Source organism: Paenibacillus sp. J31R120 (genome assembly GCF_056269225.1).
The window spans coordinates 1,295,225-1,320,511 of the sequence record NZ_JBWDNN010000002.1; the positions used below are offsets into that span (position 1 = coordinate 1,295,225).

Genomic DNA, 25,287 nt, shown 5'->3' on the forward strand with positions numbered 1-25,287 from the left:
TTTTTAGCTATTATGAGGATATGTCGTTTTTTAGCTCGGTAGCCGCGGTCTGGCGCTCAATAGCTGGTTGACGCTCGGTTACCTTCTGGCTCTCGTCTGCCGGTTGAACCTCAGCCTCTTGCTTCAACTGCTTCTTCTTGCGGATTCTGCTGCGAACGAATAGAAAAATAGCAATCAACGGTACGGCGATAACAAAGGTATAAAGCGATACATCCTTCACCATTGATTCTGCCGCCCGACCATAGAAGTAGAACAATGCGCCTACTGCGTAAAACTTGACCGCACGCCCTATCGCTGCGTAGCCGATCAGCCGCCATAACGGAAAGTTCAAGGCGCCTGATAAAATCGTAAATACTTTAAACGGAATTGGCGTAAAGGAACCTATCAATATGGCAGCTTCACCGTTTTTTTGGAACCGGCTTGTCGCGGCGTCGATCCATTCTGTCTTAATAAACCGGTAGAGAACGGATTTGCCCATAATTTTGCCCAAATAGTAACCGACCGGTGTCCCGATAAGGCAGGCGATATATCCGACAGTAGCAAGCCATAATGCCGTTGACGGATTCATAATGCTTAGCGATACCTGCAAGAAAAAAGCGGGGACCGGAAAAATGACCGCGTCGAGAAAGGAGTGAACGAACAATCCCAAGGGGCCGTAATCCTTCAGAAAATCAATAAAAGCTTGAAACATGAGGTAGGCTCCTTTTTGTTCAACATACCTGCTAAGTATAGCATACAGTTGAGTAGTCGTCGCCTTTTATATAGGACGCAGGTCACAGACGCTATGATGGCGTTTTCACAGGCTGATCATGATGGCATAACAACGCCCATAAGTTAACTTACGTGGCGCGCGATCACTGGTTTCAATATTTTTTTTGGGTTTTAGACGCATTCTTATGCGATAAGTGGAACTTCCCCGCCGTTTCCTCAGCTTTGCTCCCCTGTTCGCGTTTTGAACTCGTACAGGAGTAGGCGTATAGTGGTACATGACGCGCATTCGTTCGGATGGATTTAGTGCGGTTTTTTGGCATGAGGGGAGTGACATCACGTGCAATCCTGGAAAAGAACGATGTGGATTTTATGGTTCGGCGTCCTGTTCTGCAGCTCCAGCTATACGATGTCGGTGCCGTTCCTGCCCCTGTTTCTGTATGACCTCGGCGTGGATAAAAGCTCCGTTAATTTGTGGGCGGGGATTGTCCATTCCTCAGCTTTTCTGGTTGGTGCCGTCATGGCACCGCTGTGGGGGATGCTTGCGGACAAGTTCGGCAAGCGCAAGATGGTGATTCGGGCAGGACTTAGTCTGGCGATCATATATGCCTTGATCGCTTTCGTACAGACGCCTTGGCAGCTTGTTGGTGTTCGGATGCTGCATGGCTTCGTCGGCGGGTTCGTTCCGGCCTCTATGTCGATCGTCGCCATGATCGCGCCGAAAGAGAAGCTGGGCTGGAGTCTCGGCATGATGCAAGCGGGCACGATGACGGGGGGAATCCTCGGCCCGTTGTTCGGCGGACTGCTTGCCGAAGCCTTCGGCATGCGCAGGTCGTTCATCGTGGCAGCCGTTATTATCTTTGCGGCGGCGCTTGCCGTTATCTTCTGGGTGAAGGAAGACAGGAGCCGGGAGACGCAGGCGAACACAAAGGACAAGCAGCCGATAACGTACCGGATGGCGTTCCGCAATCGGACGCTCATTCATATGCTGCTTATCCTCGTTGTGTTTCAATTATCGCTGAACATGATTCAGCCGCTGCTGTCTCTCCATATCGCGGACCTGAAAGGCGGCGAGAAGGGAGCGGTTCTATCGGCAGGGCTTGTCCTGTCGTTGATCGGGATCGCTGGCATTATCGCGTCGCCGATCTGGGGGAGGCTGGGCGAGCGGAAGGGACATTACCGGATCTTGATCCTATGTCTCTTGACCGCAGGGACGGTAGTTTGTGTGCAGTATTTTGTAGAAGCGCTATGGCTGTTCGCGTTCGTGCAATTTGTGTTCGGGTTGTTCATGGCAGGTATCGTCCCAATCATCAACACGCTGATGGTGCAAAATACGGACGAGCAGTTCCGGGGCCGCTCTTTCGGCCTGACAGCCAGCGCCAATCAGTTCGGCTCCATGCTGGGGCCGCTGCTCGGCGGTCTGCTGGGACTATTCCTCGGCATCCACTCGATCTTCGTAGCGACAGGGGTTATTATGGCCGGTACAGGCATGATCGTCTGGATGAAGCGAAGGCGGGAGCGGTCTATGGCCCGCTCGTAGCAACTGGGATATGTTCTATGGCTTACTTGATTAATGCTTACTTGATTGAAACAGCATACTGAAACGAAAAAGAACCATATTTTTCATGGAGAGAGTTTACTCCCTATCATGAAGATATGGTTCTTTTTACTATTATGATGCAAGTAATTTGTTCCGAGGATTGGGATAGCGCTCAATTAAGTCGATCATACCGACTTAAACGCTCGCAATGACCTGTCCCGTCCTAATTAGGTCGGTCACACCGACTTAATGCTCTTTCTAAGTTAGTTTGGCTCAATTAAGTCGGTAGTACCGACTTAAACGCTCGGAACGAGCCGCCTCGTCCTAATTAAGTCGATCACGCCGACTTAAACGCTCCCAAACGAGCTGGAGCCGGCACCCAACTCAGCTAGTCGCGCAGCTGACGGCGGGATACGCCGCTTTGCTGGGCGGCGGCTACGACTCTGCGCCGGACTTCCTCTACGATTTTGGCGTTGAACACGCTTGGGATAATGTACATGCGGTTCAGCTCCTCGTCGCTGATGACGGAGGCGATCGCTTCGGCTGCCGCCAGCTTCATCGGTTCGTTGATCTCGGAAGCGCGGCTGTCGAGCGCCCCCCGGAAGATGCCAGGGAAGCAAAGCACGTTGTTGATCTGATTCGGATAGTCGGAGCGCCCGGTTGCGATGACGCCGACGATATCCTCGATCAGCTCGGGACGAATTTCCGGCTCCGGATTCGCCATAGCGAATACGATCGGATCAGGCGCCATGCTTGCGACATGTTCTCTAGTCAGCAAGCGGCCAGCCGATACGCCGATGAACACGTCCGCTCCCTCCAGCGCTTCCTTCAGTCCGCCCTTGCGGCGCTCCGGATTGGTGTTCTGCGCATACCATTGCCACATCGGATGATCGTACGTCTCATCCGCAGACAGAATGCCCGGGCGGTCGATGCCGATCACATTGCGTGCGCCGCCAGCGAGCAGCATCTTCGTGCAGGCAGTTCCTGCGGCGCCAATGCCGCATACCACGATGCGAGCTTCGCTTAATGTGCGTCCGGTCAGCTTGAGCGCATTCAATAGGCCGGCGTAGAGAACGACAGCCGTTCCATGCTGATCGTCATGGAATACCGGAATATCCAGCTCCTCGCGCAGCCGCTGCTCGATCTCGAAGCAGCGCGGAGCAGAGATGTCCTCCAGGTTGATGCCGCCGAAGGCGGGAGCGAGATGCTTGACGGCTGCGATGACTTCCTCGGTATCTTGGGTATCGAGGCAGATCGGGAACGCGTCCACATCGGCAAATTGCTTGAACAGCATTGCCTTGCCCTCCATAACAGGCATCGCGGCATATGGCCCGATATTGCCAAGCCCGAGCACGGCGCTGCCGTCAGAGACCACGGCTACTGTATTACGCTTGATCGTAAGCGTATGCGCCTTGGACGGTTCTTCATGGATAGCTTGGCATACTCTGGCTACATCAGGAGTATACACCCTAGACAGATCGTCACGGTTTTGGATCGGTGTCTTCGGCTGAATCGTGATTTTGCCGCCCAGATGAAGCAGGAACGTACGGTCCGAGATGTGAAGCAGCTTAATACCGGGCACGGCACGCAGCGCTTCGGTCAACCGCTCGGAGGCGCCTTGCTCGGTAATTTTGACGGTTAAGTCCCGTACGCTTTTATTTTTGTCAGTATGTATAACGTCAATGGCGACGATATCGCCTTTTGCTTGCTCGATTGCGGTAGCTGCCTTGCCGAACTGGGCTTTATCTGTGTCGATTTCAAGCCTGAGAATAATCGTTTTGCCATCTGTCATTTGTGATTGCATGTCTGTCACGATCTCCCTTCAAGTGTGCAGTATCGGTATCAATCAAGCCATCTTCAATTATGCCCCAAAGATGCGGTGAAAAACAAAGCCGTCACTGCATGAGCTGCAGTACGGCCTCTGGACACTTTTTGGGATCATATTGAAGCGCGCGCTTCTGGAGCAAGCCTTCACGGAAGGCGGTTGCTGCCTCTTTGTCATGGATAAGTCGGAACCACCGGTCTACCGTATCATTGGAATTAAGCATCTCGCCGAATCCGCTCTGGATGAAGTATTCGCAATTCTCTTCCTCCTGGCCCGGTATCGGCTCGTAAAACAGCATCGGGAGCGCCTTGCTCATGCCTTCGGTGCAGGTCATGCCACCAGGCTTGGTCACGAGCAGATCGGCTGATTCCATCAGCTTGTGAACATCGCGCGTAAAGCCGAGAATGCGGATATTCTTGTGCTGGAACATGGGATCGCCCAGCATCTTTTCTTTCATCTTTTCATTGGAGCCTACGCAAAAGATTAACTGTGTCGTCTCACGCCATTTGGTCATGTACGATAAGGCATTGTCTTCATACAAGATACCCCAGCCACCGCCCATAATGAGCACCGTCGGCATATCCTTAAGCTCGTATTCCTTGCGAATGTCTTCCTTACTGTATGTAATCCAGAAGTTGGGATGAACAGGTATGCCTGTTACCTCCACTCGCTCCGGTAATACGCCTTTCTCCACAAGACGGCGCTTCACGTCGGGGGAAGAAACGAGATAATGATTCACTTCCTGGCTGACCCAGGAGCCGTGCGCGTCGTAATCGGTTATAAGCGTATATAAAGGAACATCCAGTCCAAGCCGCTTCAATCTTGCGACGACGGTATTAGGGACGGGATGGGTGCAAACGATAAGATCCGGCTTAAGCTGAGCGATTACTTGTGTAGTTTGCGTGTAAAATACCCGGTGAAGCGCAAGCTGTGCAAAACGGTTCAGCGGTTTCTTATAATTGCCGCGATACATCATGCCCACCATCTTGGGCTGCGAGCTTACCGTTCTCCGGTAGGCAGATACGATTAATGGCCCGATAACCGGATTTAAAAATTTCCCCAGCTCAATGACTCGAGCCGAGATGCTGGGGCATAACTGCTTTAAACCTACCGCCAGCGCGTTTGCTGCTTGCGTATGGCCGGAGCCGAACCCCTCTGAGAGCAGCAGCACTCTCTTCTTGCGCATATACTCACCTACTTTTCTCTTTCCATATTACTTCTCAGGTTAGGTTTATACAAGCGTGGATGTTCTGCTTGTCAATAAATTAACGTTCCTTTACATTGTAATCACATGCTTGTTTATGAATTCATTTAGGATGAAGTAAAAAACGTTAAATTCAGGAGGGTAACAGGATGACTAATTATGAAGAACCATTCCGCTGCGAAGTAGGAAATATAGTCAAGGCTAAAGTCCGTTCGGGCTTATATGTAGGAGAGGTTGTGGAGCTTAACGGACCGCGTGCGCTGGTCAAAGTGCTGGCGGTGCTCAAGCATCCGGAGCAGGGTGATCTTCATCAGCCCTACAACCCGGATGTTGCGATGTTCCATGAACGCCGCGCCTTAAGCTACACAGAGAAAACAACGGTCCTTCTCAGAGATTTGCAAAGCTACGCGGGTGCGGTGCCGGATTACCGGGAGTCGCTTCACGCGGCAGTTGCCGCCGAGATCGAGTCGCTCGACCGTCTGAACCGCTGGACAGCCAAGAGTCTTGAGACGATGCTCGGATTGCAAAAGGACTACAAGTAACTAGCGGTTGATAAAAGCGGTTTTCAACGTTTCGCGGTATACGACTTGGAAGCCGAGTCCGTCGGAGAGCGCGGCCAGCGGAACGTATGTCTTCTTCTCTCCGCTGAATTGCTGGAGATACGCGGGCTCTGCGTTCAGCGGCTCGCTCTTGCCGTTAATGCTAATGGTATCGGCCCCTACCGTAATCGCGACCGTCCGGTCTTCCAGCGTAATCGTAGCGGTGGAGGTAGCTGCGTTCCATTGCAGTTCCGCACCAAGCGCATCGGTGACGTCGCGCAGCGAGAGGAACGTACGGCCTTTCTTGATGACAGGCGCATAGTCAGTGATGACCTCCTTGCCGCCTACGACGATCGAGATCGGCACGTTGGATTTGCGCGGCTTGACGGTCTTGTAAGCTCCCCATAGCGGTTCGGAGAAGGTTTTGCCAAGCTCTGTGTATCCCGCAGCGGTAGGGTGAATATCCGGCTTCGGATTGCCGTTTTCATCTGTTGCGCGGATGCTGGTGAACTTAAGCGCATCCTTCTCGATGGCGGAGGAAGCATCGGCGATTTTCACATTCAGGCCTTGCTTCGAATATTCAGCTACAACGGCTTGCAGGCGCTCAAGCAGGCGCGTTTGGCCATCCGTTAAAAACTTGGCGGTAGAGTCGGGAACGAAGTATGTCTTCTGATCCCGAATTTGGATATATATAGGTAGATATTGGTTGGCGATCATGATTTCGGCATTAGGCTGAAGCTTCTGAATTGTGTCCAGCGATGCTTTCAATTGCTTCTCGAAGCTCTCAAGCAGAGCATCTAGCTGTGATTTCAACAGATCCTGCTTGTCGGCAGGGAGCTGGTTGAATGCCGTCTCGACGCCAAGGTCGTTCAGCATCCACAGGAAGTCGTTACCGCCGATTGTAATAAGTACAAGCTCGGCATCTTTGAGATCCTGCGCAAGCTGAGGCGTTTTGCCGAACATAGCGGCAGCGCGCGGATCAATCAGGCCAGCCTGAATATCGGCTTCCTTCACTGCTTGTCCCTTGGCCGCGGCATCGAGCCATTTGCTAAGCCCTTCGGAGCGCAAGCCAATAATGCCGTAGTTGGTATACTCCGCCCGGAGGCCTTGGAACAGAGCTTGCTCGTATACATGCTCCGCATAGCCGTAAGGCACGGAGGATTCCGTAAAGCCCAGCTCATAGCCGGCCGCCAGCGAGTCGCCCAGCACGACAATGTCGTATGTATCGCTTGTTGCTGTTCCTGCTGCCGGTGCCTGAGCCGCCGATGCGGTCATGGCGGAAGCCAGGCATCCTGCCACTACCGCCGCGATCGCAGCGCGGCTCCACATATTCCTTAATTTGCTATACAATTGCCACACATCCTTTTGATAAAATAGATGAAAACAAAGATTACACACCACTAGTCCCAGAACCCGTCAGCCGCCGCCGCCAAACAACTCTTATCACAATTATAAAAATATTAAATTGATTCCGTTTTGCCCTGATGTTAAAATCATATAATAATCGCTTAGCAACGGTAGATGGCAAGAGGAATGGCAAGGAGCAGGCGGGTGTGCCTCGCCCCCTACCATTCTATGATAGTTCAAGCCAAAAATGAAGCCAATTAAGTGATCAAGCCTGTTATTCTACATTGCTTGCCCAAAAATCTTCTGATAGAAAGGTTGCACACAATGAAAGAAAATATTTTGGGATTGCCGCCTAAGCAAGGACTTTATGACCCGCAGAACGAGAAAGATGCTTGCGGAATGGGCTTTGTAGCCAGTATCAAAGGAAAAAAATCGCATAAGGTTATCCGCCAGGCTCTTACTCTGCTAGAGAACATGGAGCATCGCGGCGGACAGGGAAGTGAGCCGAACACCGGTGACGGTGCGGGTATCCTGCTTCAAATCCCGCATGCGTTTTTCTCCGCAGAGCTGAGCAAGGAAGCCATTCAACTGCCCGCTGAAGGGGACTACGCGGTCGGCATGATCTTTATGCCGCAAGACGAAGCTGCCCGCACGGCGATTGAACGCGAGCTTGAGAGTATTGTTGCGGAAGAGAAGCAGACTATGATCGGATGGCGCACTGTGCCTACGGACGATGGGAAGCTGGGCCAATCGGCGCTGGCGGTTAAGCCGTATGTTCGTCAAGTGTTCATTGGCAAAAACGCTGAATTGAAAGACACCCTCGCATTTGAACGCAAGCTTTACGTCATCCGCAAACGCGCGGAACTGGCTATTCGCTATGCAGGCAAAGAAGGCGGCAACATGTTCTACTTCTCCAGCCTGTCCTCCAAAAAAATCGTGTACAAAGGCATGCTTACCACAGAGCAAGTACGTTCCTTCTATACCGAGCTGAATGATGAATCGGTTGTCTCTGCTATTGCTTTAGTGCATTCCCGTTTTAGTACAAACACGTTCCCTAGCTGGGAGAGAGCTCATCCATTCCATTATTTGATTCATAACGGCGAGATCAATACGCTTCGCGGCAACGTGAACTGGATGCATGCACGCCAGACGCTGTTCGCCTCCGAGCTGTTCGGCGAGGACCTGGAGAAGATCAAGCCGATCATCAATCCGGACGGTTCCGACACGGCAATGTTTGACAACACGCTTGAATTCCTGCATCTCGCAGGCCGTTCCTTGCCGCATGTGGCCATGATGATGGTTCCTGAGCCATGGTCGAACCACGAGAGCATGAGCGACGAGCGCAAGGCGTTCTATGAATACCACAGCACCCTGATGGAGCCGTGGGACGGACCGGCTGCGATGGGCTTTACCGACGGCACGCAAATCGGCGCTACGCTGGACCGCAACGGTCTTCGCCCTGCGCGTTACTACGTGACGAAGGACGACCATATCATTCTTGGTTCGGAAGCGGGAACCGTGGAGATTCCGGCTGAAGACATTTTGTACAAAGACAGATTGCGTCCTGGACGCATGCTGCTTGTCGATACAGAGCAAGGCCGTATTATATCCGACGAAGAAGTCAAAGCGGCTATCGCTGCCGAGCATCCTTACCGGGAGTGGCTTGACGAGCATCTGGTGAATTTGGATGATCTGCCTGAAGCGCCAGAGCTTCCGGATCCGAGTCATGACACGGTACAGCGCCGTCAGCAAGCGTTCGGGTATACGTTCGAGGATATCCGCAAGGTGCTTGAGCCGATGGCGGGAAGCGGCCAAGAGCCGATCGCGTCCATGGGCTATGATGCGCCGCTGGCCGTATTGTCCGAGCGTCCTCAGCGCCTGTACAACTACTTCAAGCAGCTGTTCGCACAAGTCACGAATCCGCCGATCGATGCGATCCGCGAGGAGATTATTACGTCGACAGCGACAACCATTGGACCTGAGCGCAACCTGCTTAACCCGGAGCCGGAGAGCTGCCGCCACATTAAGCTGGATACACCGATCTTGTCCAACGAACAATTCGCGAAGCTGCGCCATATTCGCCGCGAGGGCTTCAAGTCGATCACGCTGCCGATCTTCTTCACGGCAAGCGAAGGCGAAGAGGGGCTTCGCTCCGCGCTGACTGTATTGTGCGAGGCAGCTGACCGCGTTATTGCGAAAGGTCATAATATTATCATCCTGTCCGACCGCGGCGTCGACAAGGAGAATGCAGCGATTCCGGCCTTGCTGGCCGTATCAGCTCTGCATCACCACCTAATCCGCCAAGGAACGCGTACGAAGGTCGGCATCATGCTGGAGTCCGGTGAGCCGCGCGAGGTACATCATTACGCGCTGCTGCTCGGTTATGGCGTCAATGCTGTCAACCCATACCTGGCGTTCGAATCGCTGGATGACATGATCAAGCAAGGCATGCTCAGAGGCGTATCGCATGAGAAAGCGGTCAAAAACTATATCAAAGCCGCAACGAAAGGCGTCGTAAAGGTATTGTCCAAGATGGGCATCTCCACGATCCAATCGTATCGCGGCGCGCAAATCTTCGAGGCGCTTGGCCTTCGCGAGGACGTAATCAACGAGTACTTCACGTGGACGCAATCCCGCATTGGCGGCATCGGTCTGGATGTCATTGCTGAGGAGGCGCTGCATGCCCATAACCGCGCGTTCGCGGAGCAGGAGGGCGCTGAGAAGGAACTGGATTCCGGCGGCGACTACCAATGGCGCAAGGACGGCGAGGACCATCTGTTCACACCGCAGACGATCCATACACTGCAGATGGCATCGCGTGCGAATGATTATAAGCTGTACAAGAAGTTCTCTGGTCTGGTACAAGGCGAGAACAAGAAGCATTTGACGCTTCGCTCGCTTCTCGACTTCAAGAAGGACGGCAAGTCCGTGCCGATTGAAGAAGTGGAATCCGTAGAGTCCATCGTCAAACGGTTCAAGACCGGCGCGATGTCCTTCGGCTCCATCAGCAAGGAAGCGCATGAAAGCCTGGCTATTGCGATGAACCGCCTCGGCGGCAAGTCCAATACGGGCGAAGGCGGCGAAGATCCGGCACGCTTTACGCTTGACAGCAATGGCGATTCCCGCCGCAGTGCGATCAAGCAGGTGGCATCGGGACGCTTCGGCGTAACGAGCCAGTACTTGGTGAACGCCGACGAGATTCAAATCAAAATGGCTCAGGGCGCGAAGCCTGGCGAAGGCGGACAGCTGCCTGGCCTGAAAGTATACCCATGGGTTGCGGAAGTACGGGGCTCCACTCCGGGCGTTGGTCTGATCTCGCCTCCTCCGCATCACGATATCTACTCTATCGAGGATCTGGCTGAGCTGATCCACGATCTGAAAAACGCGAATCCGCGGGCTCGCATCAATGTGAAGCTCGTATCCGAGGTTGGCGTCGGCACGATTGCAGCAGGTGTAGCGAAAGGCCGCGCAGACGTTATTATGGTCAGCGGCTATGACGGCGGCACAGGCGCGTCCCCAATGGGTTCCATCCGTCACGCGGGTCTTCCTTGGGAGCTTGGTCTTGCCGAGACTCATCAGACGCTCATGCTGAACAATCTGCGTGACCGCGTAACGATCGAGACCGACGGGAAAATGATGAACGGACGCGATGTTGCAATCGCTGCATTGCTCGGAGCTGAAGAATACGGCTTCTCGACGGCTCCGCTTATCGTACTAGGCTGTGTCATGATGCGCGTCTGCCAGCTGGATACTTGTCCGGTCGGTGTGGCGACGCAAAATCCGGAGCTTCGCAAGAAGTTCATGGGTGATCCGTCCCATGTCGTGAACTACCTTCGCTTCATCGCGGAGGAAATGCGCGAGATTATGGCAGAGCTCGGCTTCCGTACGATCGAAGAGATGGTTGGCCGTGTGGACCGTCTGGAGACGAAGCACCTGACCGAGCATTACAAAGCGAAAGGTCTTGACCTCTCTGGCATTCTGTACGAAGCGGATGTTGCCGAAGGCGCAAAACGCTACAAAGTACAAGAGCAGAACCACGGCCTGGAGCTGTCGATCGACATGCAGCAGCTGGTGCCTTTGGCAAAGCCTGCACTGGAAAGAGGAGAGAGCGTTCGCGGAACGTTCCCGATTCTGAATACGAACCGCGTAGTCGGCACGATTCTGGGCTTCGAAGTGACGAGCCGTTATGGCGCGAAAGGGCTGCCGGAAGATACGATCTGGTATCACTTCGTTGGCACCGCAGGCCAAAGCTTTGGCGCATTCGTACCGAAGGGCATTACGCTATCGGTTGAAGGCGACTCCAACGACTACTTCGGCAAAGGTCTATCTGGCGGCAAAGTAATTGTTGCGCCATCGCCGAAGGCGACTTTCGCTGCAGAAGACAATATCATTATCGGCAACACAGCCTTGTACGGCGCCACTAGCGGCCAGGCTTATATTCGCGGTATTGCGGGCGAGCGCTTCGCGGTACGGAATAGCGGCGTGAACGTAGTCGTCGAGGGCGTCGGCGATCATGGCTGTGAATATATGACTGGCGGACGTGTAGTTATTCTGGGCTCTACAGGACGCAACTTCGGTGCAGGCATGTCCGGAGGCGTAGCTTATGTCTATGATGAGAACGGCGACTTCTACAACCATACGAACCTGGAGATGATCCTTCTGGAGCGTCTGGAAGAGGAAGCCGATATCAACGAGCTGCGCGGCATGATCGAAAGACATGTCCAGTATACGGAGAGCGCCGTAGGTACACGCATCCTGAACAATTGGAATGCAGAGCTGGCGAAATTCGTGAAGGTGATTCCGAAGGACTACAAGCGGATGCTGGAGCAAATTCGCAAAGCGGAAGATACGGGTCTGCAAGGCGGAGACGCATTGCTTGCCGCGTTCGAAGCGAACAAGCGCGAGCTGGCTCGTGCAGGCGGTAAATAAGTTATAACTTACTATCTCGCAGTGGAGTGTAATCACTCTATTGCGAGATTTTTTTATGAATACAGCTCGAGGATAGGCTTCAGCGAATTCTCGATGCCGCTAGAGATACATGTACGCTGAGGGGCATTACTGCGACGAAGATGAGCGATATTGCTGAACAGGCAGGGCTCAGTTTGCTTCGCCTTAAGGATCGGATGCCCCCTTATCGACAAAAGTAGAGCCGTACCGTCTGCAAGCGATGCCAAGAAACGACATGCTTCCTTTGATGCCTCAAGTATAATAGTACGTAATTTGGCGCTGAGGAGGATGTTGCATTGAAAATCGTCATGTTGTCGGGCGGACCCGGCAGAAGAGTATGGCCGCTATCCGATACCAATATGCCCAAGCAGTATCTCCCCGTCCTGGACGGTCCGGGAGGGGAGCCGGAATCGATGGTTCAGCGATTATGGAGGCAGCTGCTGGCTGCTGATTTGCTGGAAAGCGCAAGCGTCGCGACAAGCATCGAACAAGCCGGATGGATTAAGGGACAGCTTGGTCGTCATGTGCCGTTGCTGGAGGAGCCGACACAGCGGGGAAGCTACTCCGCCGCTTTGCTGGCGGCATCCTATTATTATTCTGTAGCGGGGGTATCTCCGAATGAGACCATGGTCATGCTGCCGGTCGATATGTATGTGTCCGGAGATTTCTTTCATTGCATTCGCAGCTTGCCCAAGCTTCTAAGGGAAAATGAAGCGCCTATGATGATGGTGGGGACGGCAGCGGAATACCCCGGTACGCGCTATGGCTATATTCTCGCCGATCATACCGGGCTTGGCGATGAATCCAGCAGCTATGATTGGAGAGTAAAGAGCTGCTGCGAGAAGCCGGGAGAGCAGGAGGCCGAAGAGCTTGTCAGGGCGGGAGCGCTATGGAACAGCGGTGTGTATGCCTTTCAGCTCGATTTTTTGCTGGGTAGACTTACGGAAGCAGCACTGCCGATTGATTATGAGGAGCTGTATAAGCAGTACTTCATGCTTCCGAAGCTGAGTTTGGAGGATGGACTTGCATGCGATGTTTCGGTGGACAAAGCCGTAATCCAGTATGACGGGCTTTGGGTAAACCTGAATTCATGGCGCACGTTGTCTGAACGAATCGCGATGCCATGAATGATGAGAGATAAATGAACAATGGTTACCAATGATTTCCCCAATCGTATATAATGAGGTAGTTGGCTCGCTTTTTTCGAAAAGCCGGGCTATTGGAGGAGGGAATTACATAGATGGGGCAGCCTATTGTACGTTTGCAGGATGTAACAAAAAGAATTGGAAACCGAACGCTGATAGACAAGCTGACGCTTGATGTGCCATCAGGCGAGGTGTTCGGATTTCTAGGTCCGAATGGCGCAGGCAAAACAACGACCATCCGAATGATGGTTGGTTTGATGTCGATTACATCAGGAGATATACTTATCGACGGACATAGTATCAGCAATCAGTTTGAGAAGGCGATTCGGCATGTAGGGGCAATCGTCGAAAATCCGGAAATGTACAAATATATGACGGGGTATCAGAACCTGATCCATTTTGCACGTATGATCCCGGGCATAACTTCGCATCGGGTGAGGGAGGTTGTAGCCCTCGTCGGACTGGAAAGCCGTATTCACGATAAAGTAAAGACGTATTCGCTTGGCATGAGGCAGCGCCTTGGCGTAGCGCAAGCGATTCTCCATAATCCGAAGCTGCTCATTCTGGATGAGCCGACGAACGGACTAGATCCTGCGGGCATTCGCGAACTTCGTGACTACTTGCGTAATATGGCGCGGCAGGAAGGCGTCGCGGTCTTCGTATCCAGTCATTTGTTGTCTGAGATGGAGCTGATGTGCGACCGGGTTGCCATCATTCAGAATGGCAAGCTGATCGATGTACGTTCCATTCAGGGAGCGGATAGAAGTACAACGAGCGTACGAATCCTATTTGAGGTGGACCGCCCGGAGAATGCCTTGGAGGTGCTGGCTGCTTCAGGCCTGATCGGCAAGAACGAGGGAGCAGGCATGGTTGCAGTTGAAGGCGACAAGGAACTTGCGGCACATGTGAATGAACTCTTCGTTAAGAGCAGCATTAAGGTATACGGCATTCGTGCGGAGATCAAGTCGCTTGAGGATCAATTTTTGGAGATGACGGGGGGCGAGGGCATTGGTTGATTTCATGAATCTCATTCGCAATGAAAACATGAAGATGTTCAGACGACCACGTCTGCTCGTCATGCTTGGCATCATAATCGGCCTCGTCATTGCGATATCCGCCGTTTGGTTCTCGGTGGACAAAGGTCAGACCGCCATGTGGGAAGTCGTCATTACGGAGACGATGTTCATCTACTGGATTATTACGATCTTTGCGGTCGTTGCCGCATCGAGTACGGTCGCTGAGGAATTCTCCTCGGGCACGATCAAGCTGCTCTTGATTCGGCCTTGGAACCGATCCAAAATTTTGTTGTCCAAATACATATCCAGCCTGCTGTTCGCATTGTTCTTCGCTATTGTGTTTCTGGGAAGCTTGCTGCTTGTCAATTGGCTTTTCTTTGGACTATTCGGCAGCGGGACGGTAGATCGGTTAAGCGAGGTTACCGGCGTATCCAATGTGGAATATATGTTCAAATATTTTGGACTGTTGTTTCTGAATACGATAATGACGGTTACGATTTCCTTTATGCTCTCTACAGTGTTCCGCAGCAGCATTCTAGCAATCGCGACGGCTCTCTTCATCGAAATCGTAGTCAATAACTTGATGCAGCTGCTGGCGTTTGTGAAATACAAGTGGGTTGACTATATCTTGTTCGTCCACCTGGATCTAACCAAGTATGTAGGCGGCAACGTATCCAATAACGGCATGACGCTCGGATTTTCACTGGCTGTGCTAGGCGTATACTACGTGCTGTTCATGGCGCTGACCTGGTATATCTTCAACAAACGTGATGTTGCAGCTTAATCGTATAACCAGTAGTCGCAGCACAAAGCAAGCCGCGCCGTTCTTCCCTTAGCGGGTAGAGCGCCGCGGCTTTGCGCTGTTCAGGACAGTGAATTAGCCGGCTTGTCGTGACTTCGACCTGTCATTCTTGCTATCCTGCTTGGCTTGGGATTCGAGCTCGGAGAGAGGCTTATGCTTGTCGGAGGTCAGCTCCATATGGCAGCTGCCGTTCAACATGCCGCCTTCCTGAATAATGAGCGAATGGGCTTTGACGTTGCCGACAAGCTGGCCGGATGCAGCAATAATGAGACGGCCTTTGGTCTCAATATCGCCGAACAGCTTGCCTGCTAGCGTCACGTCTTGCGCCATAATATTGGAGCGGGCCACCCCGCATTCCCCGATAATAACATCTCCCTTGCATTCGATATCGCCCCGGTATTCGCCTTCGATCCGCAGATTGGCTTCACTCACAATCTTGCCCTCGGCTATCGTGCCTTGCCCGATCAGCGTATCGGTCGCGATGGCGCGCTTATTCTCCTTGAACATGGTTGAAGTCCTCCTTCAGCATGGTATCTGGAACTATGAGGCCGTCCTCAGCTATGCTTCGCGAGAAATTTCAATGGGTTGACGGGCTCGTTTCGTTGCATAATTTGAAAATGAAGATGGGGGCCTGTGCTTCTTCCGGTGTTGCCGATCAGTCCGATCTTCTCACCGCGGACAACCTCATCCCCGACCTTGGCATCAATCCGCTTCAAGTGCATATAGGCGGTTTGAAGCTCTCCCAGATGGTCAATGACGATATAATTGCCCAGTCTGGCATCATACCCCGTATCGCTCACCGTTCCATCGGCAGCGCTGAATACAACGTCGCCAATCTCGCCGTCAATATCAATGCCTGCGTGGAAGGTCGTTCTGCCTGTGAAAGGGTCATTCCGGTATCCGAACCCCGACGTCAGCCGCTTGGACCGGGCTGGCCAGAGGGAGGGATATGCATCAACCGTCGCCCTCTTGTGCTGGGCTTTGATCAGCGTCTGCTCCATGGATGCTTCCATGGCATCGACCATTTCGCTCAAAGCCTGGAAGTCTAGCGATGTATGCTGCGCAAGCATGGCGATCTGCATCGTGCTGCCGGGTGAAGCGATGTACGAAGGCGTCTGCCGCTCCGAGGAACGATTGGCTAGCGTCTGGACCATTCCGCTGACAGGCTTGCCTGACCCTGCCGACGGCTCAGCGCTGGTGGTATCGATAACGGAGCCTCCGTATTTCTCGATAAACAGCTTAAGCTTGCTCTCGAGCTCATCAAGCTCGTTCATTTTAGTCTTCATCTCTTGTGCTTGGCGCGACAACTCCAGTAGCTCTTGCTGCAGGGAGACGATCGCTTCATCCTTCCCGGCGATGACCTGATCCATCCCGGTAATCGTTTGTGTGAATTGTGCAGACTGGGAGAAGAGCTGATCCTCCAGATGCCTCAGTTCGTAAGCGGCCTTCAGTTGAAGACCGGCAATGGCGCCAGTCACCGCAATCGCTGCGGCTACGGGAGCGACCACGACTGATCGCTTCGATACGGAGAATTGCTTCACTGTCTTGTCGGCGCCGCGCATCACAACAAATGACCATGTTGGCCTCCGCGCTCGTTTCACTGGTTTACTCCTTCCGGCCGGCAGTATAGTCGTGCAGAACGTTCTATGACTATTTATTCTTGGAAGCTATAAAACATACCAGAAAACTTATTCCTACCTACTGGCATAACTAGATATCCATAGGCGGTTACTGATAAAAATGGTTGCGAGGAAGATGAGGCAAAATCATCAAGCTCATGCCGAATTATGCTTGTCCACCCTGAAAAAGGACAAAATGTTGCCTGAATTGCATACATGGGAAGCAGGGGGCTTAAACTAAGCATCGGCGTTTGAACGAGCGAGCGGAGAAGAGGTGACATGCGTGGCAGGATGGCTGTGGGGACTTATCGTGCTGCTTGTGCTCTATACGGCGCAACTGGCAGTCGTGCTCACGATGGAGCATAGGCGTCAGGCGCATTTGACAGCCTGGATGCTGATTTGTATGGCATGTCCGTTCGTCGGCTTCGCTGCCTATCTTCTAATTGGAAGAAGAAAGCCTGAGCGCGTTATCCGTTCAACAGGAATTCGTTCGGCGAGCAGGCGGTCTGAGCTGTCGCAAGCGCGATTGACAACTGGTCATGAGGGGAGAGCGATCAGCCAATTGGTGAAGTCGCTGAGCGCACTCGTCGACTATCCCGTAACGGGACATAATCGTACGAAAATCTTGTCGAACGGAGAAGCTACATTTGAAGCGATCCTGCATGCTATGGAGTCGGCAAAGGATCACATTCATTTGGACTACTATACGATACGCAATGATGGGATCGGGAGAAGATTTCTTGATATTCTGACGGATAAAGCCCGCAAGGGCATTGAGGTCCGGGTTGTCTATGATGGGATAGGCAGCATGAAGCTGGATGACAGATATGTCCAGTCCCTGCATAAAGCGGGAGCAGCATACGCATGCTTCGCCCCGCCAAGATGGACCTTGCTTGATCGGAAGCTGAACTATCGCAATCATCGGAAAATCGCCATCATCGACGGCAGGATCGGTTTTATCGGCGGGATTAATATAGGTGATGAATATATCGGACTTGATCCCAAGCTCGGCTTCTGGCGGGATACGCATATCCAGGTGCAGGGCGACGCGGTCCATTATTTGCAGGAGACGTTCATGCAGGATTGGCAGCTCGCCAAAGGGGAACGCTTGGAGCGACTTGAGCGCTATATGCCGGAGACAACGATTACGGATGGGGAGCGGGTGCTCATCGTACCCGGTGAACCTGGCACGAATGAGCAAGAGGTCGTCGGCGCTTTATTCGCTGCGATGGCCTCAGCCCAAAGCCGTATCTTCGCGGCCACGCCTTATTTTATCCCTGATCCTGCCATCGCCATGAGCTTGCGAATCGCAGCTGGAAGAGGGCTGGATGTGAAGCTGATCATCCCCGGAATTGCGGATTCCAAGCTCGTGCTGCTGGCTTCATTATCGTATGTGCATGATATGCTGGAAGCAGGAGTCCGCATCTTTCGATACCAGAAGGGCTTTATCCACTCCAAGGTGCTGATTGTAGACGACGAGCTGGCATCGGTCGGCACCGCGAATTTGGATATGCGGAGCTTGTACAGCAATTATGAGATGCTGGCCCTGCTGTTCGACGAGAAGCCGATCCGAAGGCTGGAGCATGACTTTATGAACGACCTGGCGCATAGCGAGGAGATTGACCTCAAGACCTTCGTTCAGCGGCCTGCCAGGCAGAAAGCGGCGGAAGCCATCATGCATATTCTGTCCCCGCTGCTCTGACGATGAATGAGCCGGGACATAATGGGGTATATTTTTTTCGTAGGAAGATCATAATTCCAGCATAACCAGGAGGCGAACACAATGAGCGATCAGCATGACACGGAGAAAAGCGCTGAACCGTATCTCGAAGGCCGGGACGCGTATGACATGGATATAGACCGTATGGTGAACGAGGGATTGGGCGGAGGCCAGGTTACGATTCATAACGGCTTGATTGCCGAGACAACCACTGACACCATGGCGGAAAATCCGGAGGATCTCTAATGGATACTGCAAGAGCCAAACAAATTTACGAATCCAAAGGCACGCATGCCGTTCATCTGGAGGGCGATTCCGTCTGGATCGAAAATGTGGATGAACAAAATGGAATGGCGACCGTTACGGTAGGCAACAATCCCCTTAACACGCAGACCGTATCCGTAGATCGGCTGCAAGAAGCAAAAGAATAGAAACAATAGGTGAAGCCCGAGTGAGCGGCCTGCGTGCCGCTGTTCTGCTCGGGCTTTTCCATGTTATCCGGATTAACCGCCGTATGCTTCGCGGAATGCTTCGCATAGTCTGAGTCTATCCACTTCCCAAAGCTCGGCGATTTCGGCGCTGACGTTGTCCTCCCACCAATCAGCCTGTACCTTGCGGTTGCTCCGGTTCTCGAATATCCATATCAGGTTGGCGGCTACCTTTTTGACATAAATCGTTTCCGCCTGCTCCATCTTGTCCTTCGGAATCCATACCTTAAGTCGCTTGGCGGCGCGGTACAGCTCGTTGCTGCAGGACCTTCGGATTTTGCGAGCCGACGGATAGGCTGAGGCATGCTTCTGCGCATTAGGCTTCATATGAACGACTCCTCTCCATTCCCAATGTATGCGCCGCCGGTATGGTTGGTCACGGGCCTATCAAGTGAAGTCATATTGGCATTAAAAACGCATAGGATAGGACAGGTTCCAGAGTGGAAGGCCGCCGCCTGCGTATGATAGAATAGGAAGGGCGATTCAGCATGCTTGGACCGCAAATCAGAGATGGAGGTATCGCATGGATAGTTGGATTACCGATTTCATGGAACAGTTCGGCTACTGGGGCATCTTGCTGATGATTGCCCTGGAAAATCTGTTCCCGCCGATTCCTTCTGAGGTCATTCTTACATTCGGCGGATTCATGACCACGTATACGAGCTTGACCGCGCTTGGGGTTATCGTGGTAGCTACACTGGGTTCCTTGATCGGAGCTATTATTTTGTTCTATATCGGCCGTTTGTTAGGTGTTGAACGCCTGGAGAAAATTGTGGACCGCTGGGGCCGCTTCTTGCGCGTAAAGAAGGAAGATATCCGCAAGGCAGACGCCTGGTTCGACAAGTACGGTTACTGGGCTGTATTCATATGCCGAATGATTCCGCTTATCCGCAGTCTCATCTCTTTGCCGGCCGGCATGTCGGGCATGAAGATTATGCCATTCCTGTTCTTCACCACGATCGGAACGTTGATCTGGAATACGATCCTTGTTACCGTAGGCGCGGCTGTTGGTGACAACTGGACCGAGATCGTTCATTTTATGGATGTATACTCCAATATTGCTTATGCGTTAATTGCGCTGGTAGCCATTATTGTATTGATCTTGTATATTCGCAGAGCACGCAAGTTTTAAGTATAATAGTACAAATGACAACCTTCATCTACACAAGATAAAGAAAGAGGGATACATATGAGTAAAAGCGTGGCAGACAAGCTGGGAACAGGCATTAGCCCGCAGCAATTCGTGGATGGCATGACCAAGAACAAGGAAGCCTTCATCGGCTGGATGGAGCAGTTCAACTGGACTTCTAATGAAGACCGTCAATTCTTCGAATCGCTGAATAACCGCGATAATCTGAGATGTCTTATTCTGATGGCAGACTGGTGCGGCGACGTCGTCCGCAACATTCCTGTTGTATTCGGCGCGCTGGAAGTCAGCGGAATTCCTACCGAAGTACTCATTATGGAAGAAAATCTGGATACGATGGACCAATTCCTGACGATGGGCGGCCGTTCCGTGCCGATCGTGATCTTCGCGGACAACGGCGGTACCGTGCTTGGGCAATGGGGACCTCGGCCGTCTTATGTGCAGGAGCCGATGGTAGAATTCAAGAAGGCGAATCCGGATCGCGAAGCGTCGGATTACCAGGACAACCTGGCTGTAACCCGTCAGGAAATTATGCGTCGTTATGGCGAAGGCCCGGGCTATCAGGCCGATGTCGTAAGAGAGCTGCGCGAATTGCTGGAGTCGTTCTAAGCGATGAGCGGGACAACATTCAAAGTAGAGACGTTCACGCTAGGTCCCTTGCAGACCAATGCTTTTCTCCTAACCGTTCAAGACGGCGAAGGAGAACGGGGGTTTATTATTGATCCCGGCATGAATCCCAGACGACTGCTGGAGCGCATTCAGGGGATAAAGATCGAAGCGATCGTGCTTACGCATGCACATTTCGATCATATGGGCGGCGTAGACGAAGTGAGGAAGGCGGCGGGTTGTCCGGTCTATATTCATGATCTGGAGGCGGACTGGCTGACTGATCCACGCAAGAACGGATCGATGCGCTGGCAGGATGTGACGCCTCCGCTATCGACCGATGCGGCGGAATATGCGCTGGATGAGGGGCAGAAGCTGGAGCTCATCGGCCATACCTTCCGCGTGATGCACACGCCAGGCCATTCGCCGGGAAGCGTCAGCTTGCTGTGCGGGGGGCACTTGTTCTCGGGTGACGTGCTCTTCAGGCAATCCGTTGGCAGAACGGATCTGCCAGGCGGCAAGGAGCGGGATCTATACGATTCCATCCGGAACAAGCTGTACGTGCTTGACCCTGAGACGATTGTCTATCCGGGCCATGGCGGCAGAACGACGATCGGATTTGAGAAAGCGAACAATCCCTATACGGCTTAACGACGGAAGCATTTCTGAAGGCGGTGAAGGCCCCTCGGGAATGCTTCTTAAGGCTTGCCGAATCGAAGCAAAGGATGGTGCTGAAGGATGGCAGACGCGACAAAATGGCCGGCAGGCGAATCCATAGAGGAGCAGGGCGGCAAAACGAAGCTTACGTCGGAGGAGAAGGAAGCGGAGAGCGCCCGCATCATCTCGGGTATTGCGGCTCAGTTGTCTATTCCATTGACGAAAGTGAAGTCAGCTGTATCGCTGCTGGACGAAGGAAATACAATTCCATTCATCGCCCGTTACCGCAAGGAGATGACCGGCGAACTGGATGAAAACGATCTCAGATCGATCGAAGAAAAGCTGCAGTATATGCGTAATCTGGAGGAACGCAAGCGTGAGGTTATCCGTCTCATTGATGAGCAAGGCAAGCTGACGGATGCGCTGCACGCTTCCATTCAGAGCTCAGCCAAGCTGCAAGAGGTGGAAGATCTGTACAGGCCATATCGGCAGAAGCGGAAGACGAGAGCCAGTGTGGCGAAGGAGCGGGGGCTGGAGCCGCTTGCACTGTGGCTGTGGTCGCAGCCCCGCCAAGGTGATCCGCTAGCCGAAGCAGCGCGGTATGTGAGTGAAGAAAAGGGTGTGCCGACGGCACAAGATGCCCTGCAAGGCGCCAGCGACATCTTGGCGGAGAATATCGCGGACGATGCGGCTATTCGGTCATGGGTTCGAAAGTTCACGTTCGACCAGTCGCTGTTGCGTACGGAAGCAAAAAACGCAGATACGGAATCCGTATACGAGATGTATTATAAGTACCAGGAGCCGGTTCGCAAGCTTCCTCCTCATCGGATACTGGCTATCAACCGCGGCGAGAGGGAAGAGGTGTTGCGCGTAGCTTTCGATACGCCTGCCGACCGCATACATGAGCATATCAAGCGGAAGCTGCTCAGAAACGGGACTGCTCCTGCAGTAGGCGAAGTATTGGAGACTTTAATCGAGGATGCCTATAAGCGTCTGATTGCACCATCGATTGAACGTGAGGTGCGCGGTGAATTGACAGAGAAGGCCGAGGAGCACGCCATTACGATCTTCTCGGAGAACCTGCGCAACCTGCTGTTGCAGCCGCCTGTCCGCGGACATGTTGTGCTGGGTGTCGATCCCGCTTTCCGGACGGGCTGCAAGCTGGCGGTTATCGATGACATCGGCAAGCTGCTGGATGTAGCGGTATGTTATCCAACGCCGCCGAATAACAAGGTGGCCGAAGCAGAGAAGCTGGTGAACAGCTTGATTGACAAGCATAAGGTGGAGCTGATTGTAATCGGCAACGGAACGGCATCCCGCGAGACGGAGCAGTTCATCGCAACCTTGATTGGCAGCCGGAAGCAGTCTGGCAGCCTGAAGTATATTATCGTCAATGAGGCGGGCGCATCCGTCTATTCCGCTTCCAAGCTGGCCCAGGAAGAATTCCCGAAGCTGGACGTTGCGGAGCGCAGCGCCGTGTCTATCGCCAGACGGCTGCAGGACCCGCTGGCAGAGCTGGTCAAGATCGAGCCGAAGGCGATCGGTGTCGGGCAGTACCAGCATGACGTCAGCCAGAAACGTCTGGATGAATCGCTTGGCGGCGTTGTGGAATCTGCGGTTAACCATGTCGGCGTTGATGTGAATACGGCTTCGGCTTCGCTGCTCTCCTATGTAGCAGGAGTCAATGCCACGCTTGCGAAAAATATCGTGAAGTACCGCGAGGAGAATGGACGTTTCGCGAAGCGGGAGCAGCTCCAGAAGGTGCCGAGACTCGGCGCCAAATCGTACGAGCAGTGTATCGGCTTCCTGCGTATTCCCGACGGTGGGAACGCGCTTGATCGCACACCGATTCACCCTGAGTCCTACGAGGTGGTTGATCGTCTGCTGCGCGAGCTGGAATTAAAGGCTGACACTATCGGATCAGAAGCAGCGCGTGAGCGGCTGCTGGGTCTCGATGCGGCAGAGATAGCCGCCAGGCTGAATGTTGGTGTGCCGACACTGCGGGACATTATAGACAGCTTGCTGAAGCCAGGACGAGATCCGCGCGAGGAGCTGCCAGCACCGATCTTCCATACGGATGTTTTGCAAATCGAGGATTTGTCTCCCGGCATGGAGCTTCATGGGACTGTGCGCAACGTTATTGATTTCGGCGCATTCGTCGATATTGGCATTAAGAATGACGGGCTTGTCCATATTTCCCAGCTTAGCGACAAGTTCGTTAAGCACCCGATGGATGTCGTATCGGTGGGCGATACGGTGACAGTATGGGTACTGAGTGTCGACTTGAAAAAGGGACGCGTCAGCCTGACGATGAAGAAGCCGGACTGAATCAGCGCTTCGTATAGATCATAGGCTATGAAAGTATAACAATAGGACAGCCTTCTGGCTGTCCTATTGTTATGGGCCTACGGTTTGCTTTATTCATTCGAGGGGATGAGAGTCGCATCGAATTCCGACTTCAACAGACCGAAGACGAGCTCGTCATGCCGCTTGCCTTGTGTGAAGATCATGCTTCTCAGACGGCCCTCCAGGGTAAAGCCTAGCCGCTCTTGCATCCCTATAGAGCTTTCATTGAAGCCGTAGACGCTCGCAACGGCTTTCTCATATCGAAGCTCATGGAAGAAGTAGCGAAGCAGGAGTAGAGCGGCCTCAGAAGCATAACCCTTGCGCCAATGGTCGCGGAAGATGGCGACGCCGTATTTGAATGTCCCGTTCCGGCTGTCACAGCTATGGGCGCTGATGCATCCGACCAGCTCGCCATCCAGATTTTCTATCGCAAGCATAATGGAATCTCCGGATGCCCTCTTTGCCGCTGTCTCCTCCGTCCATTGCCGGGTTCCTGCCTCGGATCTCGGGAAGTAGATGGAGTCGGAAGACCGGGCGCTATCCGTATCCTGATCATTGTCGTGGAATTGGGACCAGTCCTCCGCGATAATTGCACGTAACCGGACGGCTCTACCTGTCCAGCAGTTCATGGCATTTCCTCCCTTGTGCATACTACCTACACCATACTATAAGTGAAGAAGCATGTCTTGCTTATAAGCGTTTATTACAATGGTCTATTGATGCGTCAAATTGATTGAATAAATCAATTAGTAATTTCAAGTAAGTTAATTGACAAACGAATGTATATCGAATTATACTGTGATAGAAAAAGTTACAGTTTAACTATACAAATATAGAAAATAGGATTTGGGGAGGAAATAATATGTCTACAGAAGTGAAAGTGGAGAATGCGGTGGATGCTTCGTTCTTCGAGGTGCTGCAGGGACGCCGTTCCGTGCGCAAATACGACAGCAGCGCGGTTATATCGGATAGTGAAATTATTGAGCTGCTGAAGTTAGCTACGTTGGCTCCGTCGTCCTCCAATATGCAGCCGTGGCGTTTTCTCGTTGTGACGGACCCGGAGCTTAAGCAAAAGCTGGTTCCGATTGCGAACAATCAGCAGCAAGTGGGGGAAGCCTCGGCAATCGTATTGATTTTGGCTGACCTGGAGATGTATAAGCTGGCTGGTCCGATCTATGAGGCTGCATTCGATGCGGGATACATGACCGAGGAAATTAAAAACCGAATGATCGAGAACTCCACCAAGCTGTATTCCTCCATACCTGCCGAACGCTTGAAGGAGATTGCTGTATTCGACACCGGTCTGGTTGCGATGCAGCTGATGCTGGCTGCTCGTTCGAAGGGCTATGATACCGTGCCAATGGGCGGCTACAACCGCGAAGAGGCGGCCAAGCTGCTTGGCGTATCCAGCCGTTATCTGCCGACGCTCATGCTGCCAATCGGCAAGGCAGCGGCGCCTGGTCATCCGACAACACGGCTGCCAATCGAGCAGGTTGCGTTTTTCAACCGCATGTAATCTAGAAACGTGGTTACAACTAATCATTATAAAACGTACAAACCCGGCATCTCCGATAGGAGGCCGGGTTTTGTGTGCCCGCAGCTGCGGGGCTCATCTGCACGCGATACGATGC

Annotated in this window: 23 protein-coding genes; 15 read left to right on the forward strand and 8 right to left on the reverse strand. The window is 52.9% G+C overall.

All coding sequences use genetic code 11. The features are described from left to right. Positions 1 to 10: 10 nt before the first annotated feature. Positions 11 to 691 (reverse strand): YqaA family protein, encoded by a 681-nt coding sequence (locus AC0YNW_RS12060; protein ID WP_475832150.1) that lies wholly within the window; start codon positions 689 to 691, stop codon positions 11 to 13. A 357-nt stretch (positions 692 to 1,048) separates the two neighbouring features. Here AC0YNW_RS12060 and AC0YNW_RS12065 point away from each other — a divergent pair, with 357 nt between their 5' ends. After that, positions 1,049 to 2,248 (forward strand): MFS transporter, encoded by a 1,200-nt coding sequence (locus AC0YNW_RS12065; protein WP_475832151.1) that lies wholly within the window; start codon positions 1,049 to 1,051, stop codon positions 2,246 to 2,248. Between the two features lie 388 nt (positions 2,249 to 2,636). Here AC0YNW_RS12065 and AC0YNW_RS12070 read toward each other — a convergent pair whose 3' ends face one another. Both AC0YNW_RS12070 and AC0YNW_RS12075 read right to left on the reverse strand, forming a co-directional pair. Beyond that, positions 2,637 to 4,052, reverse strand: coding sequence for an NAD-dependent malic enzyme (locus AC0YNW_RS12070; RefSeq protein WP_387469119.1), 1,416 nt, complete (start codon positions 4,050 to 4,052; stop codon positions 2,637 to 2,639). A gap of 91 nt (positions 4,053 to 4,143) precedes the next feature. After that, positions 4,144 to 5,259 carry an MGDG synthase family glycosyltransferase gene (locus AC0YNW_RS12075; RefSeq protein WP_387469117.1) on the reverse strand — a complete coding sequence of 372 codons (1,116 nt, stop codon included), beginning with the start codon at positions 5,257 to 5,259 and terminating at the stop codon, positions 4,144 to 4,146. 167 nt (positions 5,260 to 5,426) lie between these two features. Between AC0YNW_RS12075 and kapB the strand changes: the two genes are divergently transcribed. Then, positions 5,427 to 5,819: a sporulation phosphorelay system protein KapB gene (gene kapB / locus AC0YNW_RS12080; protein ID WP_475832152.1), complete on the forward strand. Its 393-nt coding sequence runs from the start codon at positions 5,427 to 5,429 to the stop codon at positions 5,817 to 5,819. On the opposite strand, the gene AC0YNW_RS12085 is transcribed toward kapB, so the two are convergent. After that, positions 5,820 to 7,166 (reverse strand): stalk domain-containing protein, encoded by a 1,347-nt coding sequence (locus tag AC0YNW_RS12085; RefSeq protein ID WP_475832153.1) that lies wholly within the window; start codon positions 7,164 to 7,166, stop codon positions 5,820 to 5,822. 321 nt (positions 7,167 to 7,487) lie between these two features. On the opposite strand from AC0YNW_RS12085, the gene gltB reads away from it, so the two are divergent. From gltB to AC0YNW_RS12110, 5 genes are all read left to right on the forward strand, one after another. Further along, positions 7,488 to 12,092, forward strand: a complete 4,605-nt coding sequence (gene gltB, locus AC0YNW_RS12090) for a glutamate synthase large subunit (RefSeq protein WP_475832154.1) — start codon at positions 7,488 to 7,490, stop codon at positions 12,090 to 12,092. Positions 12,093 to 12,178: 86 nt separating this feature from the next. Then, positions 12,179 to 12,310 carry a TetR family transcriptional regulator gene (locus AC0YNW_RS12095; protein WP_475832220.1) on the forward strand — a complete coding sequence of 44 codons (132 nt, stop codon included), beginning with the start codon at positions 12,179 to 12,181 and terminating at the stop codon, positions 12,308 to 12,310. 96 nt (positions 12,311 to 12,406) lie between these two features. Beyond that, complete coding sequence (locus tag AC0YNW_RS12100; protein ID WP_475832155.1) at positions 12,407 to 13,237, forward strand: sugar phosphate nucleotidyltransferase; 831 nt, start codon at positions 12,407 to 12,409, stop codon at positions 13,235 to 13,237. A 113-nt stretch (positions 13,238 to 13,350) separates the two neighbouring features. Beyond that, positions 13,351 to 14,271 carry an ABC transporter ATP-binding protein gene (locus AC0YNW_RS12105; RefSeq protein ID WP_475832156.1) on the forward strand — a complete coding sequence of 307 codons (921 nt, stop codon included), beginning with the start codon at positions 13,351 to 13,353 and terminating at the stop codon, positions 14,269 to 14,271. Then, on the forward strand, positions 14,264 to 15,055 hold the full coding sequence (locus AC0YNW_RS12110) for an ABC transporter permease (protein ID WP_387469103.1): 792 nt from the start codon (positions 14,264 to 14,266) through the stop codon (positions 15,053 to 15,055). Before AC0YNW_RS12105 ends, AC0YNW_RS12110 begins: the two co-directional genes overlap by 8 nt. 93 nt (positions 15,056 to 15,148) lie before the next feature. Here the strand turns inward: AC0YNW_RS12110 and AC0YNW_RS12115 are convergent, their stop codons facing one another. Together AC0YNW_RS12115 and AC0YNW_RS12120 are read right to left on the reverse strand one after the other, a co-directional pair. Further along, a complete protein-coding gene (locus AC0YNW_RS12115) occupies positions 15,149 to 15,580 on the reverse strand; it encodes a bactofilin family protein (RefSeq protein ID WP_475832157.1) in 432 nt (143 codons plus the stop codon). A 47-nt stretch (positions 15,581 to 15,627) separates the two neighbouring features. Further along, entirely contained in the window at positions 15,628 to 16,674 is a 1,047-nt protein-coding gene (locus AC0YNW_RS12120) for a M23 family metallopeptidase (protein WP_387469099.1), read from the reverse strand. Positions 16,675 to 16,975: 301 nt separating this feature from the next. On the opposite strand from AC0YNW_RS12120, the gene cls reads away from it, so the two are divergent. From cls to AC0YNW_RS12135, 3 genes are all read left to right on the forward strand, one after another. Beyond that, positions 16,976 to 18,394 carry a cardiolipin synthase gene (gene cls, locus AC0YNW_RS12125; RefSeq protein ID WP_475832158.1) on the forward strand — a complete coding sequence of 473 codons (1,419 nt, stop codon included), beginning with the start codon at positions 16,976 to 16,978 and terminating at the stop codon, positions 18,392 to 18,394. 81 nt (positions 18,395 to 18,475) lie between these two features. Then, on the forward strand, positions 18,476 to 18,658 hold the full coding sequence (locus tag AC0YNW_RS12130) for a hypothetical protein (protein ID WP_387469094.1): 183 nt from the start codon (positions 18,476 to 18,478) through the stop codon (positions 18,656 to 18,658). Further along, positions 18,658 to 18,843: an H-type small acid-soluble spore protein gene (locus AC0YNW_RS12135; protein ID WP_387469092.1), complete on the forward strand. Its 186-nt coding sequence runs from the start codon at positions 18,658 to 18,660 to the stop codon at positions 18,841 to 18,843. The genes AC0YNW_RS12130 and AC0YNW_RS12135 overlap by 1 nt, the downstream gene beginning before the upstream one ends. A gap of 72 nt (positions 18,844 to 18,915) precedes the next feature. Here the strand turns inward: AC0YNW_RS12135 and AC0YNW_RS12140 are convergent, their stop codons facing one another. Then, positions 18,916 to 19,227: a dehydrogenase gene (locus AC0YNW_RS12140; protein ID WP_475832159.1), complete on the reverse strand. Its 312-nt coding sequence runs from the start codon at positions 19,225 to 19,227 to the stop codon at positions 18,916 to 18,918. 196 nt (positions 19,228 to 19,423) lie between these two features. Between AC0YNW_RS12140 and AC0YNW_RS12145 the strand changes: the two genes are divergently transcribed. The 4 genes from AC0YNW_RS12145 (at position 19,424) to AC0YNW_RS12160 (ending at position 23,638) form a co-directional block, all read left to right on the forward strand. Continuing rightward, complete coding sequence (locus tag AC0YNW_RS12145; protein WP_119800626.1) at positions 19,424 to 20,032, forward strand: DedA family protein; 609 nt, start codon at positions 19,424 to 19,426, stop codon at positions 20,030 to 20,032. Between the two features lie 57 nt (positions 20,033 to 20,089). Next, positions 20,090 to 20,656 carry a thioredoxin family protein gene (locus tag AC0YNW_RS12150; protein WP_475832160.1) on the forward strand — a complete coding sequence of 189 codons (567 nt, stop codon included), beginning with the start codon at positions 20,090 to 20,092 and terminating at the stop codon, positions 20,654 to 20,656. Between the two features lie 3 nt (positions 20,657 to 20,659). Further along, complete coding sequence (locus AC0YNW_RS12155) at positions 20,660 to 21,304, forward strand: MBL fold metallo-hydrolase (RefSeq protein WP_475832161.1); 645 nt, start codon at positions 20,660 to 20,662, stop codon at positions 21,302 to 21,304. 87 nt (positions 21,305 to 21,391) lie between these two features. Next, complete coding sequence (locus tag AC0YNW_RS12160; protein ID WP_475832162.1) at positions 21,392 to 23,638, forward strand: Tex family protein; 2,247 nt, start codon at positions 21,392 to 21,394, stop codon at positions 23,636 to 23,638. An 89-nt stretch (positions 23,639 to 23,727) separates the two neighbouring features. On the opposite strand, the gene AC0YNW_RS12165 is transcribed toward AC0YNW_RS12160, so the two are convergent. Then, positions 23,728 to 24,285, reverse strand: a complete 558-nt coding sequence (locus tag AC0YNW_RS12165; RefSeq protein ID WP_475832163.1) for a GNAT family N-acetyltransferase — start codon at positions 24,283 to 24,285, stop codon at positions 23,728 to 23,730. Positions 24,286 to 24,518: 233 nt separating this feature from the next. Between AC0YNW_RS12165 and AC0YNW_RS12170 the strand changes: the two genes are divergently transcribed. Next, positions 24,519 to 25,172 (forward strand): nitroreductase family protein, encoded by a 654-nt coding sequence (locus AC0YNW_RS12170; RefSeq protein WP_387469078.1) that lies wholly within the window; start codon positions 24,519 to 24,521, stop codon positions 25,170 to 25,172. Positions 25,173 to 25,287 lie beyond the last annotated feature (115 nt).